This is a genomic window from Nocardioides hungaricus (assembly GCF_054782915.1).
The window spans coordinates 130,343-145,505 of the sequence record NZ_BAAGRO010000020.1; the positions used below are offsets into that span (position 1 = coordinate 130,343).

15 protein-coding genes are annotated in these 15,163 nt (G+C 69.6%); 11 read left to right on the top strand and 4 right to left on the bottom strand.

Annotation, left to right across the window (positions count from 1 at the left end):
• Window positions 1–129 precede the first annotated feature (129 nt).
• Both ACYVKX_RS09665 and ACYVKX_RS09670 read left to right on the top strand, forming a co-directional pair.
• Window positions 130–717 (top strand): amino acid synthesis family protein, encoded by a 588-nt coding sequence (locus tag ACYVKX_RS09665; RefSeq protein ID WP_460831323.1) that lies wholly within the window; start codon window positions 130–132, stop codon window positions 715–717.
• Complete coding sequence (locus ACYVKX_RS09670) at window positions 714–1,910, top strand: amidohydrolase family protein (protein ID WP_460831325.1); 1,197 nt, start codon at window positions 714–716, stop codon at window positions 1,908–1,910. Before ACYVKX_RS09665 ends, ACYVKX_RS09670 begins: the two co-directional genes overlap by 4 nt.
• A gap of 74 nt (window positions 1,911–1,984) precedes the next feature.
• Here the strand turns inward: ACYVKX_RS09670 and ACYVKX_RS09675 are convergent, their stop codons facing one another.
• Both ACYVKX_RS09675 and ACYVKX_RS09680 read right to left on the bottom strand, forming a co-directional pair.
• Window positions 1,985–2,521 carry a flavin reductase family protein gene (locus ACYVKX_RS09675; protein WP_460831328.1) on the bottom strand — a complete coding sequence of 179 codons (537 nt, stop codon included), beginning with the start codon at window positions 2,519–2,521 and terminating at the stop codon, window positions 1,985–1,987.
• Window positions 2,518–4,122, bottom strand: coding sequence for a styrene monooxygenase/indole monooxygenase family protein (locus tag ACYVKX_RS09680; RefSeq protein ID WP_460831331.1), 1,605 nt, complete (start codon window positions 4,120–4,122; stop codon window positions 2,518–2,520). Before ACYVKX_RS09680 ends, ACYVKX_RS09675 begins: the two co-directional genes overlap by 4 nt.
• 9 nt (window positions 4,123–4,131) lie before the next feature.
• On the opposite strand from ACYVKX_RS09680, the gene ACYVKX_RS09685 reads away from it, so the two are divergent.
• On the top strand, window positions 4,132–5,298 hold the full coding sequence (locus ACYVKX_RS09685; protein WP_460831335.1) for a styrene monooxygenase/indole monooxygenase family protein: 1,167 nt from the start codon (window positions 4,132–4,134) through the stop codon (window positions 5,296–5,298).
• Between the two features lie 25 nt (window positions 5,299–5,323).
• Here ACYVKX_RS09685 and ACYVKX_RS09690 read toward each other — a convergent pair whose 3' ends face one another.
• Window positions 5,324–6,400 carry a helix-turn-helix transcriptional regulator gene (locus ACYVKX_RS09690; protein WP_460831337.1) on the bottom strand — a complete coding sequence of 359 codons (1,077 nt, stop codon included), beginning with the start codon at window positions 6,398–6,400 and terminating at the stop codon, window positions 5,324–5,326.
• A 175-nt stretch (window positions 6,401–6,575) separates the two neighbouring features.
• Here ACYVKX_RS09690 and ACYVKX_RS09695 point away from each other — a divergent pair, with 175 nt between their 5' ends.
• The 7 genes from ACYVKX_RS09695 (at window position 6,576) to ACYVKX_RS09725 (ending at window position 13,083) form a co-directional block, all read left to right on the top strand.
• Window positions 6,576–7,190, top strand: a complete 615-nt coding sequence (locus ACYVKX_RS09695) for a cupin domain-containing protein (RefSeq protein WP_460831339.1) — start codon at window positions 6,576–6,578, stop codon at window positions 7,188–7,190.
• A complete protein-coding gene (locus ACYVKX_RS09700) occupies window positions 7,187–7,960 on the top strand; it encodes a maleate cis-trans isomerase family protein (RefSeq protein ID WP_460831342.1) in 774 nt (257 codons plus the stop codon). The genes ACYVKX_RS09695 and ACYVKX_RS09700 overlap by 4 nt, the downstream gene beginning before the upstream one ends.
• Window positions 7,957–8,814 carry an SDR family NAD(P)-dependent oxidoreductase gene (locus ACYVKX_RS09705; RefSeq protein WP_460831346.1) on the top strand — a complete coding sequence of 286 codons (858 nt, stop codon included), beginning with the start codon at window positions 7,957–7,959 and terminating at the stop codon, window positions 8,812–8,814. Before ACYVKX_RS09700 ends, ACYVKX_RS09705 begins: the two co-directional genes overlap by 4 nt.
• Window positions 8,811–9,398, top strand: a complete 588-nt coding sequence (locus ACYVKX_RS09710; RefSeq protein WP_460831350.1) for a MarR family winged helix-turn-helix transcriptional regulator — start codon at window positions 8,811–8,813, stop codon at window positions 9,396–9,398. Before ACYVKX_RS09705 ends, ACYVKX_RS09710 begins: the two co-directional genes overlap by 4 nt.
• A 149-nt stretch (window positions 9,399–9,547) precedes the next feature.
• A complete protein-coding gene (locus ACYVKX_RS09715) occupies window positions 9,548–10,657 on the top strand; it encodes an S-(hydroxymethyl)mycothiol dehydrogenase (protein ID WP_460831646.1) in 1,110 nt (369 codons plus the stop codon).
• Complete coding sequence (locus ACYVKX_RS09720) at window positions 10,657–11,316, top strand: MBL fold metallo-hydrolase (RefSeq protein ID WP_460831353.1); 660 nt, start codon at window positions 10,657–10,659, stop codon at window positions 11,314–11,316. The genes ACYVKX_RS09715 and ACYVKX_RS09720 overlap by 1 nt, the downstream gene beginning before the upstream one ends.
• Before the next feature lie 111 nt (window positions 11,317–11,427).
• Window positions 11,428–13,083, top strand: a complete 1,656-nt coding sequence (locus ACYVKX_RS09725) for a thiamine pyrophosphate-binding protein (RefSeq protein WP_460831357.1) — start codon at window positions 11,428–11,430, stop codon at window positions 13,081–13,083.
• 269 nt (window positions 13,084–13,352) lie between these two features.
• Here ACYVKX_RS09725 and ACYVKX_RS09730 read toward each other — a convergent pair whose 3' ends face one another.
• On the bottom strand, window positions 13,353–14,270 hold the full coding sequence (locus tag ACYVKX_RS09730) for a glucosyl-3-phosphoglycerate synthase (protein WP_460831359.1): 918 nt from the start codon (window positions 14,268–14,270) through the stop codon (window positions 13,353–13,355).
• Window positions 14,271–14,294: 24 nt separating this feature from the next.
• On the opposite strand from ACYVKX_RS09730, the gene folP reads away from it, so the two are divergent.
• Complete coding sequence (gene folP, locus ACYVKX_RS09735) at window positions 14,295–15,158, top strand: dihydropteroate synthase (protein WP_460831363.1); 864 nt, start codon at window positions 14,295–14,297, stop codon at window positions 15,156–15,158.
• The last annotated feature ends 5 nt before the right edge of the window (window positions 15,159–15,163 follow it).

Below are 15,163 nucleotides of genomic sequence, written 5' to 3' on the forward strand. Positions count from 1 at the left end.
TTCCCGACTCGATTTGACCCCACCGGGGGACGGCCCGGCGCCGGGGTGAGACCTAGTGTGGGGCCGCACCACCATGGCCGGCTCGCGACGGGCTGCCGCCACTACTGCGCTAGCACCAGGAGGAAGCCCGTGACCGGTGAGCTGCTGTCAGTTCGGAAGATCTTCTCCCAGATCGACGAGACCAGGTTGGTGGCCGGCGTCCGCGACGACGGCCCGCCGCTGCGCAAGGTCGCCGTGTGCGCGGTGGTCAGCAACCCGTACGCCGGCCGCGGATATGTCGAGGACCTCTCACCGATCGTCGAGGCGTCCGCGGCGATCGGCACCCTGGCCGGCACCGAGGCTGCCCGCCTTCTCGGCGCCCCGGTGGAGAGCTACGGGAAGGCCGGTCTCGTCGGCATCGCGGGCGAGCAGGAGCACATCAATGCCGCGCTGACCTCGACGTTCGGCAACGCCTTCCGCGACGCCATCGGCGGTGGTGCCGCCTGGATCACCTCCGCGACCAAGCTGGCCGGTCCCGGCGCCGTCATCGACGTGCCGTTCGCGTACAAGGACGAGGTCTGGGTCCGCAGCCACTACGACGCGATGGAGGTCAGAGTCCCCGAGGCGCCGCTGCCGGACGAGTTGGTCGTCATCGCCGCCGTGACCAACCGCGGCCGCGTCAACGCCCGTGTCGGTGGTCTGACCCTCACCGAGGTCCATGACGGAGACCTCCGTTGACTCGGCTGGCGGTCGTGGGGGCGGGGCTCGTCCTGTCCGGTGACATCGTCGCCCCGGTCCTCGCGGGCGTCGACACCGTCCTTGCTGAGGATGGCAGGATCACCGCGCTGGGCTCGAGTGCCGAGTTGAGCGCCGGCATCGACGCCGCCGACGTCGTGGTCGACGCCCGGGGGACCACCGTCGCACCCGGGCTGATCGACTCCCACTGTCATGTGGTTCTCGGCGACTACACGCCTCGTCAGAAGGCGGTCGACTTCCTTGCCAGCTACGTCCACGGCGGCATCACCAGGGTCGTATCGCCCGGCGAGATCCACGCCCAGGGCCGTCCCCACTCCGCACTGGGAGTGAAAGCACTGGCCATCGCGGCAAAGGAGTGCTTCGACAACTTCCGGCCCGGCGGGATGCGCGTGCACGCCGGCAGCGTCGTCCTGGAGCCCACGCTCGACGAGGACGACTTCCGCGACCTGCAGGAGGCCGGCATCCGGCTCGCCAAGTTCGGGTTCGGCCTCTACGAGGACCCCGCGGACGGGGTGGAGCAGGTGAGGTGGGCGCAGCAGCACGGCATCACCGTGATGTGCCATTCGGGGGGAGCCAGCATCCCGGGGAGCAAGCCCATCACTCCCGAGCACCTGCTCGAGCTCGCTCCGGACGTCTGCGGCCATGTCAACGGCGGTCCGACCTCCCTCGACACCGCCGGGGTCGACCGGATCATCGAGGAGACGGAGATGGCCCTCCAGCTCGTGCAGGCCGGCAATCTGCGGTCATCGATCCGCATCCTGACCAAGGCGTTCGAGGAGGACCGGCTCGATCGGATCGTGATCGGCTCGGATACGCCGACGGGCACCGGCGTGATGCCGCTGGGCATGATCAAGACCGTCGCCGAGCTGTCGTCGTTCAGCGGGATCGACCCCGCGACGATCTGGGCCGCTGCCAGCGGCAACAACGCGCGCATCTGGTCTCTGCCCGCCGGCTACCTGCGGGTCGGCTCGGACGCCGACCTCGTCGTCATGGACGCTCCGTGGGGGTCGACGGCGAGCGATGCGCTCGGCGCGCTGAGCATCGGCGACCTTCCTGGCATCAGCGCCGTCGTCACCGCCGGCGAGGTACGGACCCTGCTCAGTCGCAACACGCCGCGCGCCGCCCGGCTGGCCTCGACGAGCCCGACGCTGGCCCATCTGGCCGAGGGCCGTTGACGGGCCCCTGACTCCAGACCGGCCGACCGACCCGAGAGCGCCCAGCGGTGGCCCCGGCAGTGCCGGTCACGTGCTCAGACGAAGAACACCTCCTGATCGTCCTTGCCGATCAGCGACTCGTAGTCTCCCCCGTGGAAGATGAGCGGCCTGCCCTCGGACATGGCCAGGTGCGTGACCTCGCCGATGAAGAGCGTATGGTCTCCCGCCTCGTGGATATCGGTGACGTCAGCCCCGACGTGGGCGACCGCGCCGCCGAGAAAGGCGACGTCGTCGTGCCAGTCGAACCGGGGCTGCACGGTCAGCTGGGCCTGGCCCGCGAAATGCCGCGAGTAGTCGCGCTGCTGGGCCGCGAGCATGCTGACGCCGTACCGCCCGGTCTGCCGCAGCAGGGTCGCCATCCGGCACTTCCCGAGCGAGATCAGTACCAGCGGAGGCGAGAGCGAGACCGACATGAAGCCATTGGCGGTCATGCCGTGGACCTGGCCGTCGTCGGTGACCGTCGTGATGATCGTGATGCCGGTGGCGAAGCGTCCCATGGCTTGACGGAACAGCCGTGGGTCGAGCGGCGCGCGTTCTGGCTGGCGGTCCGGGGGGTGCGGCGCCTTCGTCATGACTTCTCCTCGGTCATCGTCCCCGGCCCTTCGCCGTGCTCGCGAAGGTAGTTCACGGTGCGTGCCCTGGACCCCACGACCTGCCACATCCTCAAGGGGTTGGCGTAGCGGCCGACGAAGTCGGCGGCGAGAGCCGGGTTCTCGGCCGCGGCGCGGTGGACGAGCTTGAGGTGAGGGGGGCTGTCGAGCTGGAGATTGGTCCACTCGTAGGCCGCCCGGAGCAGCGGATCCCTGTCTGCCTCGAGGCGCTCGAGGAACTGCTGGTCGAAGTCCAGGTCCGTCACGATCGCCTCACTCACCTTCTCCGCGCTGTACGCCGCGATGTTGGCGCCCTGCCCCATGACCGGGTCGACGAGCACGTGGGCGTCCCCGAGCGCGACCGCCAGCCGGCCGCTGGGCAGATAGGTGGAGCCGTGTCGTAGGGCAGGTGCAACGGCACCGGCGAAGACGTCGCGGGGGCTGCGCACCCCGAACGATGTGGCGTCCACACGCTCTGCGGTCTGCGGATAGTGACTGCGCACGACCCGGAGGACGGCGTCGTTCAGGGCGGCGAGATCCGCTCCGTGAGGCGCCGCCAGCGCAGCGGCCTGCGCGCTGTCCGGCAGCGACTCGAACAGCAGCGCGGTGACGCTCCCCTCGGCGGTCACCATCGGGATCTCGATCAGCTCGCCCACGTGCGGGACGAAGCTGAGCGTGACCCCCTCGGTGGGCGGTCGCAGCACACCTTCCACGAGAACCGCGCAGACCCGCCGCTTCACCCCGACGGGGGGAGCGTCGCGGCGAACCGGGAACAGCAGGGACATTCCGCCGCGCCCCGTAGCCACCACCAGCAGATCGTGGCCCTCGCGCGCCAGGCGGTCGGCCTCCTCGACGTGAACAGCCCGAAGCACGAGTCGGCCGCCCGACTCCTCGAAGTCCTTCATGAGGGTGGGCAGGTACAGGCGGTAGTCGATCGCGAGGCTGTGCCCGGGCTGGCTCGACGAGTAGCGGACCGGGGGCGCGTCCGCGAGGTATTGGTGACGATGGTGCCAGCCGTCTTCTCTCGGGCTCCAATGGTCGATGCCCAACCGGCGTTCCCGGTCGAGGGTGAGGTGATGGTGCATCACCGTGTTGAGCAGGCGGCCCTGGGTCAACTCCTCCGAGGAGCGGTCGGTATAGATCGTCACGTCGACACCATGGCGGCGCAGGGAGATGCCGAGATGCAGGCCGGCGATCCCGGCCCCCACGATCCCGACATGCATCTCCCGCACCCTCCTCGCCATCCAGATCACGGTCCAGGTGGCCCGATCCACCCTAGGCAGAACCGGGTGGAGACGACCGTCCCTCCTATGGGTCAAATCGGCCCTCCGGGACGGCGGCGATGAATGAACCCGGTTGGGTGACAAGTCTTCCCCGGTGCGCGTCCTAACGTCCTTGGCAGGCGGCTGCGCCGGGCGGTGCGGGTCGGCAGCCGCGGTTGTGCTGTCGGCGAGGGCCTGGTCGCCGGTCCCGGGGACGGACCGGAGCAGTTGACAGTTTCGTCTCAGGAGAACGGAGTGCATTCCATGGGTGGCAGCAGGAGCTCGATCGGCATAGTCGGAACGGGTGTCGCGGGTCTCCATCTGGCGCTGATGCTGCAGCGGGACGGGATGTCGGTGACGTTGTACACCGACCGCACACCGGAGCAGGTGGCCACGGGGCGTCTGCTCAACACCGTCATGCACCACTATTCGACGCGCCTGCGGGAGCGTGAACTCGGTGTCGCAGCGTGGCCGCTGGCCGAGTGCGGCTGGTGGACTCGCTACCACTCGGTGCGTGGCAACCCCGGGATCGACTATCGCGGGAACTTCGACGAAGCCTCGGTAGCAGTGGACTATCGGCTCTACCTGCCCCACCTCGAGCGTGAGTTCACCGATCGCGGCGGTCAGGTTCGAGTCGAACGGCTCGATCGGCATGGCCTGGAGAGGGTCTCTACGGGGCACGACCTGATGGTGGTCGCGACCGGGCGTGGCCCGGTCGCAGAGATGTTCGGGCGACGCCCGGAGTACTCGCCGTTCTCGGCCCCGCAGCGGCTGTGTCTTGCGGCGATCGTCGATGGCATCGACCGGCCCACGGTCGAGGGAGTCAGCATCAGTGCCTCGCGGGGCGTGGGCGAGCTCATCGAGATCCCGATGCTGACCGCACACGGCAAGCTGACCTGCCTGCTGTTCGAGAACGTGCCGGACGCGGAACTGGCCCGACTCTCGCAGCAGCGGTACGCCGAGGATCCCGGAGCGTTCGACAAGCTCGTGGTGTCTGCGTTGGAGGAGCACTATCCCAAGGTGTCGGAGCGTGTCCGGCCCAACGACTTCGGGATCCTCTCCGCCGACGACATCCTCCAAGGTGGAGTCACGCCGGTCGTGCGCAACGACTACGTGCTGCTCGACTCCGGCCGGTACGCACTGGCGGTCGGCGACTGCCATGCGGCGGTGGACCCGCTGATGGGTCAAGGGGCCAACGCGGCCTCCTACAGCGCCTTCGTCACCGGACAGGCCATCGTGGAGGAGACGGTGTATGACCAGATCTTCTGCCAGCGAGTGGCCGCTCTGCGCGAGCACATGGTGCTCAGCGCCACCTTGGTGACCAACCTGTACCTGGAGTTTCCTGAGCACCTGCGAACGCTTCAGCGTGCCAGCGCACAGAACCAGGCGGTGGCCGATGCGGTGGCCGCCGCGTTCGCCGACCCACGGGAGATGTGGCGGATCGTGGCGACCCCGCAGCGCGTCGACGCCTTCGTCGAGGGTCTCGCAGAGCAATGAGCACAGGGGTGCTGCCAGGGGCCAGCTACCCGCCGACTCGCTCGTGGTCGGCAGGCATCGGGCGCGTCGACTCGGGCCGCGCTGCTGCCCACAGTGCGTGGACCATCTCGGCGCGGCTGCACACGTTGAGTTTGCTGAAGATCCGCTTCAGGTGCTGCTTGACGGTGTTCTCGGTGATGAACGCGCGGGCCGCGATCTCCTTGGTGGAGAGACCTTGACTGACAAGCAGCGCGATCTCCTGCTCTCGCTTGGACAGGATACCGAGTTCGGGAAGCTCGGAGGTTGGCGTGGTGTGGCGGGAGTAGACCAGCGAAACGGCCCCGCCGTACCGGGTCAACGCGACCGAGCGGACGGACAAGGGCTCGGCCCCGGCCTCGGTGGTCTGCGCAGTGACCACCCGCCGGCTACCGCTGTTGATCAGTTCGACGCTTTGGTGAATGGTCGGGCTGACCACCTCCAGGACACGTCGACCATCTCGGGTAGCTGCTCCTGCAGCCGCGTTGTGGAGTACGTGGTTGCCGAACCTATCCGTGATCACGACGGGTTGGGTGACGCAGTCCAACGCCGTCTCGAGCGCGCCGGCTCGCCGGTGGACCTGCTCGTGTCGCAGAGCCCGGGTCAAGGCAGCGCCCAGATGGCCGACGACGTGCGCGGCGGTGTGTCGATCGTGGTCGTCGAAGGGCGGGTCGTCGTCGTATCGGGTGAAGTGAATGCTTCCCCAGACGACGTCGCCGACGACCAACGGCGCCTTGAGCGAGTGGGCATAGCCGAAGTGCTCCAGCACCCGTCGCGCTCGCGATGCCGGCCAGGCCGAAGCCAGGCCGGCATCGGAGCTGGTGACCGGACGGCCGCCGTGGACTGCCGCGCGGAGCACGGGGTCGTCCTCGACGCCGATGGCGGCGTACTCGTCGAGCAGCGGATTGGGGACGTCGGCGACCTGGTCGACGAAGTGGTTGGTCTGGGGGTCCAGGCGGTAGAGACCACGTCCTCGGGCGAAGATCACGTCCTTGACCGCGGTCACGTACGACGCGGAGATCTCCTCCACCGTCAGCGCCGCCTGGAGCTTGAGGTCGAAGGCAAGAGAGGCAGAGGGATACGACACGACTACTCCTGGGTCCAGGCGTCGATGGACGCGCGTCACCAACGGGTTGTCGATCCCGGACCGCCACCGTGGGCGCAGAGGCCGAGATCACACCTCAGCTGGTTTGCAATTCCAGGCCAGCCTACTATAAAGAGACCAATTGCTGAACATTCAGCGATTAAAAAAAGGAGCGATGATGGGTGAGCAGGTAGACGAGTTCGTGACGTACTGGGGACCCTCGGTCAACGAATGGGGCGACGGCTCCGAGCGCCGCTGGACCACGAAGCGGGACGAGGACCATATGCGAGGCGACGTCGTGCAGGGCTCCCGTGTGATGCGGAAGGTGAGCGTCGACGACATCCTCGCCGAGGACGTCGAGACCGGCGTCGACATGGTCAACGGGTTCCTGCCGCTCGCCGCATTCGCCAACGACGAGTTGATCATCGAGGTCACCAACTGTCCGGTGGAGCAGGGCGGTTGGCACCGGAACCTCGGGGCCGACGAATGGGTCTTCCAGTACCGCGGCAGCCGGACCATCGCGTGTGAGTCGGGCGATGTCACCCTCGAGGAGGGCGACATGGCGGTCATCCCGCGAGGCGTGGCGCACCGCAACGTGGGCCACGGGCCCAACATCATGCTGACCGTCTACAGCAAGAAGCCACTGAAGCGGCTCGCCCCCCTGGATCCGGCGAAGGCCCGCGAGAAGATGCGGATCAAGGACGGCAGGCCCCTCCACGGCGAGGTCTTGTTGGAGCACGGCGTGATCGACCGCCAAGGAGAAGACTCCCCCGAGCCCGGCGACGCATCGTGAGGCCCTACCGGATCGGGCAGATCGTGCCCAGCTCCAACACCACGATGGAGGCCGAGGTCCCGGAGATGATGCGCCGCCGCGAGGCGATCCGCCCGGAGAGGTTCACCTTCCACTCCGCGCGCATGCGGATGAAGCAGGTCACGCCGAACGAACTGCGCGCCATGAACGCCGAGACCGGTCGGTGTGCGGCGGAGCTCGCCGACGCAGCCGTCGACGTCCTCTCCACCGCATGCCTGGTGGCGATCATGGCTCAGGGGCCCGGCCACCATCGGGCGGTCGAGGGCGTACTGCAGGCGGCCGTGGACGAGGCCTCGGGAGATGCCTCGGTCGTGACCTCGGCAGGCGCGCTCGTCCACGGACTGGGGCAGTTGGGGGCCAAGCGGATCAGCATCCTCACGCCGTACCTGAAGCCGCTCACCGCGCTGGTGGTCGAATACCTGGAGGCGGAGGGATTCACCGTCGTCGACTCCGTGTCGCTGGAGATCCCCGACAACCTGGAAGTGGGCCGGCGAGACCCGATGCTCCTCGTCGAGGACGTCCAGCGACTCGACACCACGGGCGTCGACGCCGTCGTGCTCTCCGCCTGTGTGCAGATGCCGTCACTGCCGGCCGTCCCGCTCGTCGAGCTCGCTCTGGGGCTGCCGGTCGTCACGGCCGCGACGTGCACCGTGCGCAACATCCTCGACTCCTTGGATCTCGAACCCGTGGTCCCCGACGCCGGCGCGGTGCTGGCCGGCCGGGCCGCGACGACTACGAAACTGGCGGTGTGAAGTTGAAGCGACTGGACGGAAAGGTCTCGGTCATCACCCAGGCCGGGGGAAACTTCGGACGGACCTCCGCCGAGGCGCACGGCATCGAGGGCGCCAAGTTGTACCTGCAGGACTGGGAGGAGCGAGCCGACCGCCTCGAGAAGACGGCCACCGACCTGCAGTCGAAGGGCGTCGAGGTCGCCTGGGGAGTGCACGACCTGACGGTCGGTGCGGGGGCCGCGGAGATGACCGGGGCGGTGATGGACCGCTACGACCAGGTCGACATCTTGGTGAACACCGGGATGGAGGCCGGACACGGGATCTTCCTCGACCTCCGCGAGGACGAGTGGGATCTGTCGGTCGCGCGCGGGCTCAAGAGCTACTTCCTGACCTGTCAGTACATCGGAGAGGAGATGGCCCTCAAGGGCTACGGCAAGATCATCAACTTCACCTCCATCGTCGCCGACCTGGGCTCGGGGGGAGCAGTGGGTTGGGGGACGGTCCGCGGCGGAGTGAACTCCCTGACCTACGCGGTCGCGCACGCCCTGGGCGAGTACGGCGTACGGGTGGTCGCGCTGGCCCGTGGCGCCATGGAGTCGACGCCCTACACTGACGAGGCACGCGACGAGCGGCTGCTCCGCCTCCCGTTCAAGCGGCTGGGCGAGGACGAGGACATCGTCGGGCCCGTGGTCTTCCTCGCGAGCCCCGAGTCCGACTGGGTGCACGGCTCCGTCCTCTACTGCGACGGGGGATACGCCCACGCGGCAGCGACCGACGCGGAGCACCGTGCGACCTCCTTCCCCCTCGACCGGCGCGGCACCCGTGCAGACACCACGCCGCGCGAGCGGGACTGGATCGACACCGACGTGCCATGACCACCGCGGCAGGCACGACACCCGGTGGAGTTGCCGTGCTCGGCTCCGCCGGGCGTCATGACACTCTTGGCGCCATGACGCCGCCATCGGCAGATCCCAGTACGCCGGCGACCCCGGTGACGCCCGAGGAGCGACTGGCGTGGCGTGCCTTCTCAGAGGGCAGCCAGCTGCTCGGAAGCATCCTCGATCGCAGGCTCAAGGAGGCGTTCGGCATCTCGCACGCCGACTACGGGGTGCTGCGTCGTCTGCTGGATGTCGAAGGATGCCAGTTGCCGATGCGATCCCTCCGGCACGAAGTGTGGTTCTCGCGCAGCAGGCTGACCCATCAGGTGAACCGTCTCGTAGCAGACGGCCTGCTGGTGAAGTCCGGTGATGCGACCGACGGGCGGCTCCAGGTCGTAGCACTGACGAGCGCAGGCAGCGAGCTGGTCGTGGGCGCGAAGCGGCTGCTTCAACGAACTCTTCGTGAGCACTTCTTCGACCAGCTGCCCGCCGGCGCCGCACATGAGCTGTCACGTCTCATGACCGGCTTGGTCGAGCACCTGCGTGAGCAACCCGAGGCCCAGGCGTTCCGGAACAGCTGACGGCGGGCCAGCATAGGTAGGAGCATGATCCCTCGGCGAGAAGCGCGGGGCCAGCTCGCCATCGATCTACATCTCGCAAGCACGCGGCTCGGGGTTGGTCTCGACCCCGCCGGAGCCGCGTTCCCCATCACGGTATCGGAGTGGAAGTCATGCAGCAGGTCCAGGCGGTCATCGCTCGGTCGAAGGGTCGGCCGGTGGAGCTGACGACGATCAACGTGCCGGACCCGGGTCCGGGGGAGGCGCTGGTGAGGGTGCAGGCGTGCGGGGTCTGCCACACCGACCTGCACTATCGGGAGGGTGGGATCAACGACGACTTCCCGTTCCTGCTCGGTCACGAGGCCGCGGGCGTGGTCGAGGCGGTCGGGCCGGACGTGACGACGGTGGCGCCGGGTGACTTCGTGGTGTTGAACTGGCGGGCGGTGTGCGGCGACTGCCGGGCGTGTGGGCGGGGTGAGCCGTGGTACTGCTTCGCGACCCACAACGCCACCCAGAAGATGACGCTCGCTGAGGGTCCCGATGCTGGGGTGGAGTTGTCGCCGGCGCTGGGGATCGGGGCGTTCGCGGAGAAGACGCTGGTCGCGGCGGGGCAGTGCACGCGGGTCGACCCGTCCGCGCGGCCGGCCGCGGTGGGGTTGTTGGGGTGTGGGGTGATGGCCGGGATCGGTGCGGCGATCAACACCGGCGCGGTCACGCGCGGGAAGTCGGTGGCCGTGATCGGCTGCGGTGGGGTGGGCGTCGCGGCGATCGCGGGGTCGGTATTGGCGGGCGCGTCGCCGGTCATCGCGGTGGACATCGACGCGAAGAAGCTCGTGGCCGCGCGGCGGATGGGCGCCACGCACACCGTGGACTCCTCGAAGGTCGACGGTGACATGGGGGTCGTCGCGGCGATCCAGGAGTTGACCGGCGGGTTCGGGGCGGACGTGGTCATCGATGCGGTGGGTCGGCCCGAGACGTGGCGGCAGGCGTTCTATGCGCGGGATCTGGCGGGCACGGTGGTGCTGGTCGGCGTACCGACCCCGGAGATGAGGGTGCCGGATCTGCCGTTGATCGACGTGTTCGGTCGGGGCGGGTCGTTGAAGTCCAGCTGGTATGGCGACTGTCTGCCGTCTCGGGACTTCCCGCTGCTGGTGGACCTGTACCGGCAGGGGCGGCTGGACCTGGATGGGTTCGTGACCGAGGAGATCGGGATCGGGGATGTCGAGGCGGCGTTCGAGCGGATGCATCATGGCGACGTACTCCGCAGCGTGGTGATCCTCTGATGGCTCGGGTCGACCATGGCGTCACCAGCGGCACGTTCAGCCTGGACGGGGCGACCTTCGAGGTCGACAACAACGTGTGGGTGGTCGGCGATGAGGCCGAGTGCGTGGTGATCGACGCGCCTCATGAGGTGGAGGGGATCCTTGCGGTCGTGGGGGACCGTACGGTCACGGCGATCGTGTGCACCCACGCGCACGACGACCATGTCCGGGTCGCGCCGCAGTTGCGGGAGCGGGTGCGCGCCCCGATCATGCTGCACCCGGCCGACAAGCCGCTCTGGGAGCTCACCCACACCGACCACCTCTGGGACCTCGATCTCGCCGACGGCGTACGCATCGAGGTCGGGGGTACGGCGCTGGAGGTGCTGCACACGCCCGGGCATGCGCCCGGTGCGGTCTGCCTGTACGCGCCCGAGCTGGGCTGTGTGTTCACCGGCGACACGCTGTTCCGGGGCGGGCCGGGTGCCACGGGCCGCTCCTACTCCGATGCCGACCTGATCAAGGAGTCCATCCGGGCCCGGCTCTTCGCCCTTCCCGGCGACACGGTCGTCCACACCGGACACGGCGACGACACCACCATCGGCGAGGAGCGCGCCCAGCGGGCCGCAGAGGCGATCCGAAGGCGCTTCCGGCGGCTCCCCGGAGAAGAAGCCATCCCGTGAGCACGAGCTGCTGGCTCCAGGGGGGAGCGGCCTCCGCTCAGCGACCTACCGGCGGGAGGCCCGATGAGTGTCGATAGCGCGCAGCCACGAGGCGGTAGGGGCACTGGGCGCGTGCTCGCGCGGGTGGTCGGCGAGGGGCTCGTCGACGCGGGCGTGGACCAGATGTTCGGGGTGCTCGGCAGCGGCAACCTCCAGATCGTGTCCCACGCGGTGGATGCCGGTGCCTCGTTCCTCCATGCCCGACACGAGAACGCGGCGATGATGATGGCGGCCGCGTACACCGAGGTCAGCGGTCGCAGTGCCGTCTGCGCCGTCCACCAGGGCCCCGGCATGACGAACGCGTTGACCGGCCTCGTGGAGTGCGCGAAGCGTCGGCTGCCAGCTGTGCTCCTCGCTGCGGCTACGGCCCGCGACGCCTCACGACGGAACTTCTACGTCGACCAGGAGCGGCTGGCGATCGACTGCGGCGCCGACGTCCTCAGGGTGCGCGTCGATGCGGAGACGCCCGTCGTGGAGCAGCTCCATGCCGCGCTGCACCGCGCCCGCGCGCGGACGCGACCGTTGGTGATCAACGTCCCGGTCGCCGACCTGAGCCTCGCCGCCGTCGAGGAGCGACGAGATGCTGGCGAGCTCGCCAGCTGGCGCCCGGACCCCCAGCGACCCTCGGCCGGTGCCGTTCGCGCGGTCGTGGACGCGATCGGCCGCGCGACCCGCCCCGTTGTCCTCGTCGGTCGTGGTGCGGTGCTGTCGCCCGGCGGTGTCGACGCGGCGAGGTCGCTCGCCATCCGGCTGGGCGCTCCCGCGGGCACCACCGTGCTCGCCCACGGAGCGACGCGTGGCTACGCGCAGGATCTGGGGATTGTCGGGGGCTTCTCTCACCCTGAGGCCGCGGAGACGGTGCGGACCGCCGATCTCGTGATCGCCGTCGGTGCCAGCCTGAGCCCGTGGACGACCCGGGACGGGTCGCTGCTCTCCTCCCGTGCCTCGGTCGTCCACATCTCGACCACCGAGCCGGACCCCGCCTTCGCCCGGGAGTACATCCCCTGCCGGGGTGACGTCGCGCAGATCCTCGGCGAGGTGGTGGCCCTGATGCCAGCCGCCACGACGACCGCGGCTCCATGGAGCGACCTGGACAGCGAGGCGCTACGCGGGGCTCGGTGGGACGAACGACCCTACGAGGACGTCTCCCGCCCCGGGTCGCTGGATCCGCGGACGGTCGCCAAGGAGCTCGAACGCCTTCTGCCGTCGAAGAAGACACTGGTGCTGGACGGCGGCGACAACGTCGGATACGGGACGCTGTTCATGCAGCCCGCGCCGGACGGGCGGTCCTTCGTCTTCACCTGCGCGGGATTCCAGTCGATCGGCCTGGGCATCGCCGCCGGGATCGGAGTCGCACAGGCAAGACCCGAGCAGCTGACGGTGATCAGCCTGGGCGACTGTGGCGCGCTCATGGCAGCAGGCGAACTCGACACCATCGCCCGGTCACCGGTCCCCGTGGTCGTCGTGGTCTACAACGACGCGGCCGCAGGGGCCGAGGTGCACCACTTCCGCGACACCGAGGCGAGGGTCGACCTCGCTCAGTTCCCTGTCGTCGACTTCCACGAGGTGGCCGCCGGCCACGGGTTGGAGGCAACCGTCGTCGCCGAGATCGGTGACCTGGCGTCTCTCACCACATGGCTCGGCGGCCGGCGCGAACGGTCACTGCTCCTCGACGTGCGGATCGACCCTGAGATCGTTCTGGAGTGGGCTGCCGAGGCATTCGTGTAGCCGAGGCCGTGCCCGGTGTCGTCGACCTGGGGAAGTGCTGATCGATGCGGGTGGATGCCGGCGTCGTCTGAGGTCGTGCGGTGGCGAGGCGCCGGAGCGTGGGCAGGCTGGGCCGCGTCTGGCGCCGCCGGTGGATCGACCAGCGCTCCCTGGTGGAGCAGGTCCCCCTCGTCGTGCCAGACGAGGAACGGTGCGACGGGCTCGGAGATCTCCTCGTGCCAGAGGGTGGCCCCGGAGCACTGATCATGCGCCGACGCAGCGGATGGCCGTCAGCTGACGTCGCGCATGGGCGGCCGCTCCTCGGTCGCGATGCGTCGGTCCAGCACCTCGAGGCGATCGCCGGTGCCGGCGAACTGGCGCAGGTCGAGACCTTCGGCGCTCGCCCCGGCGCCGGCGCGGGCCAGCGCGGCGGCGATGATCTGGGCGGACATGCCGCCGAGGTCGCGCAGCGCCTGGTGGCGGTGGGCGCGGGTGCCGAGGTCGACCTGCGCGATCGCGCCCAGGCCGTGCCGGGCGAGGGTGTCGACGAGGGCGGCGAGCTCGACGGCGTACCCGGTCGGCACGGACAGGGACTCGAACAGCGAGCGGCGTACCGCCCACTCGCCGGCGAGCGGCTGCACCAGGTCGCGGAGCTCGGGGAAGAGCAGCGCGATCAGCGGCCGGGCGACCAGCTCGGTGACGCGGCCGCCCTCGAACGGCGCGGACCCGCCGTCCGAGACGAACGGCCGCTGGTAGAAGCCCTTCACCAGCTGGACGTCCGGCGAGGAGAGCAGCGGCCCGAGCAGGCCGGGCGCGAAGTGGGTGTCCCAGTCGAGCAGGTCGGCGTCCATGAACGCGACCAGGTCGCCGCGGGTCACGAACAGCGACTTCCACATCGCCTCGCCCTTGCCGGCGCGCGGGCCGAGGTCGGGGCGGATGTCGGCCGCGCGGTGGACGGTCGCGCCGGCCTCGCTCGCGACGTCGTACGTCGCGTCGGTGGAGTCGGAGTCGATGACCACGATCTCGTCGAGCAGGCTGGCGGTCTCCATCAGCGCGGTACGCACGCGCGCGACGACGTCGCCGACGGTCGCGGCCTCGTTGCGGGCCGGGACGACCAGGCTGATCCGGGCCTCGCCCTTGCGGTCCAGCAGATCGTCGAGCGACCAGTCCGTCCAGTGGTGGGTGTGGGTGTGCAGCCAGTCGCTCACGCCGCACACCCTAGTGTTGGCCGGGTGACGCTCACGCTCGGCCGGCACTCCTTCGCGGACACCGACGCGCTGGTCATGGCGATCGTCAACCGCACCCCCGACTCGTTCTACGACCGGGGCGCGACCTGGCAGGAGGACAAGGCGTTCGAGCGGGTCGCGACCGTCGTCGCGCAGGGCGCCGACATCGTCGACATCGGCGGCATCAAGGCGGCGCCGGGGGTCGAGATCGCCGCCGCCGAGGAGAGGGCGCGAGTGGTCGACCTCGTGGCGCGGGTGCGCGTGGGCTTCCCGGACGTCGTGATCTCGGTCGACACCTGGCGCGCCGAGGTCGGCCGCGCGGTCTGCGCCGCCGGCGCCGACGTCCTCAACGACGCGTGGGGCGGCGCCGACCCCGAGCTCGCCGACGCCGCGGCCGAGGGCGGCGCCGCGATCGTCTGCACCCACACGGGCGGCGCGGTGCCGCGCACCCGCCCCTACCGGGTCGAGTACGACGACGTGGTCGCCGCCGCCATCGCCGACACCGTCGGGTACGCCGAGCGCGCGATCGCCGCCGGCGTGAACCCGGAGTCGGTGCTCATCGACCCCGCGCACGACTTCAACAAGAACACCTTCCACTCCCTCGAGCTGACCCGCCGGCTCGGCGAGATGGTCGCCACCGGGTACCCGGTGCTCGTCTCCCTGTCCAACAAGGACTTCGTCGGCGAGACCCTGGACCGCCCGGTCGGGGAGCGGCTGATCGGCACGCTCGCGACGACCGCCATCTCGGCGTACGCGGGCGCCCGGGTGTTCCGGGTGCACGAGGTCGTCGAGACCCGGCAGACCATCGACATGGCCAATGCGATCGCCGGCCGGCGTCGTCCCGCCCGGGCGATCCGGGGCCTGCAGTAGCCGTC

Coding starts and splice junctions, on each gene's coding strand:
- ACYVKX_RS09675 (WP_460831328.1), bottom strand. CDS start 2,521: ATGACGAAGGCGCCGCACCCCCCGGACCGCCAGCCAGAACGCGCGCCG.
- ACYVKX_RS09680 (WP_460831331.1), bottom strand. CDS start 4,122: ATGGAGACCCGCGACACCCGTTCCGACTATGCCGATCGAGCTCCTGCT.
- ACYVKX_RS09685 (WP_460831335.1), top strand. CDS start 4,132: ATGCTGCAGCGGGACGGGATGTCGGTGACGTTGTACACCGACCGCACA.
- ACYVKX_RS09695 (WP_460831339.1), top strand. CDS start 6,576: ATGGGTGAGCAGGTAGACGAGTTCGTGACGTACTGGGGACCCTCGGTC.
- ACYVKX_RS09710 (WP_460831350.1), top strand. CDS start 8,811: ATGACCACCGCGGCAGGCACGACACCCGGTGGAGTTGCCGTGCTCGGC.
- ACYVKX_RS09715 (WP_460831646.1), top strand. CDS start 9,548: ATGCAGCAGGTCCAGGCGGTCATCGCTCGGTCGAAGGGTCGGCCGGTG.
- ACYVKX_RS09720 (WP_460831353.1), top strand. CDS start 10,657: ATGGCTCGGGTCGACCATGGCGTCACCAGCGGCACGTTCAGCCTGGAC.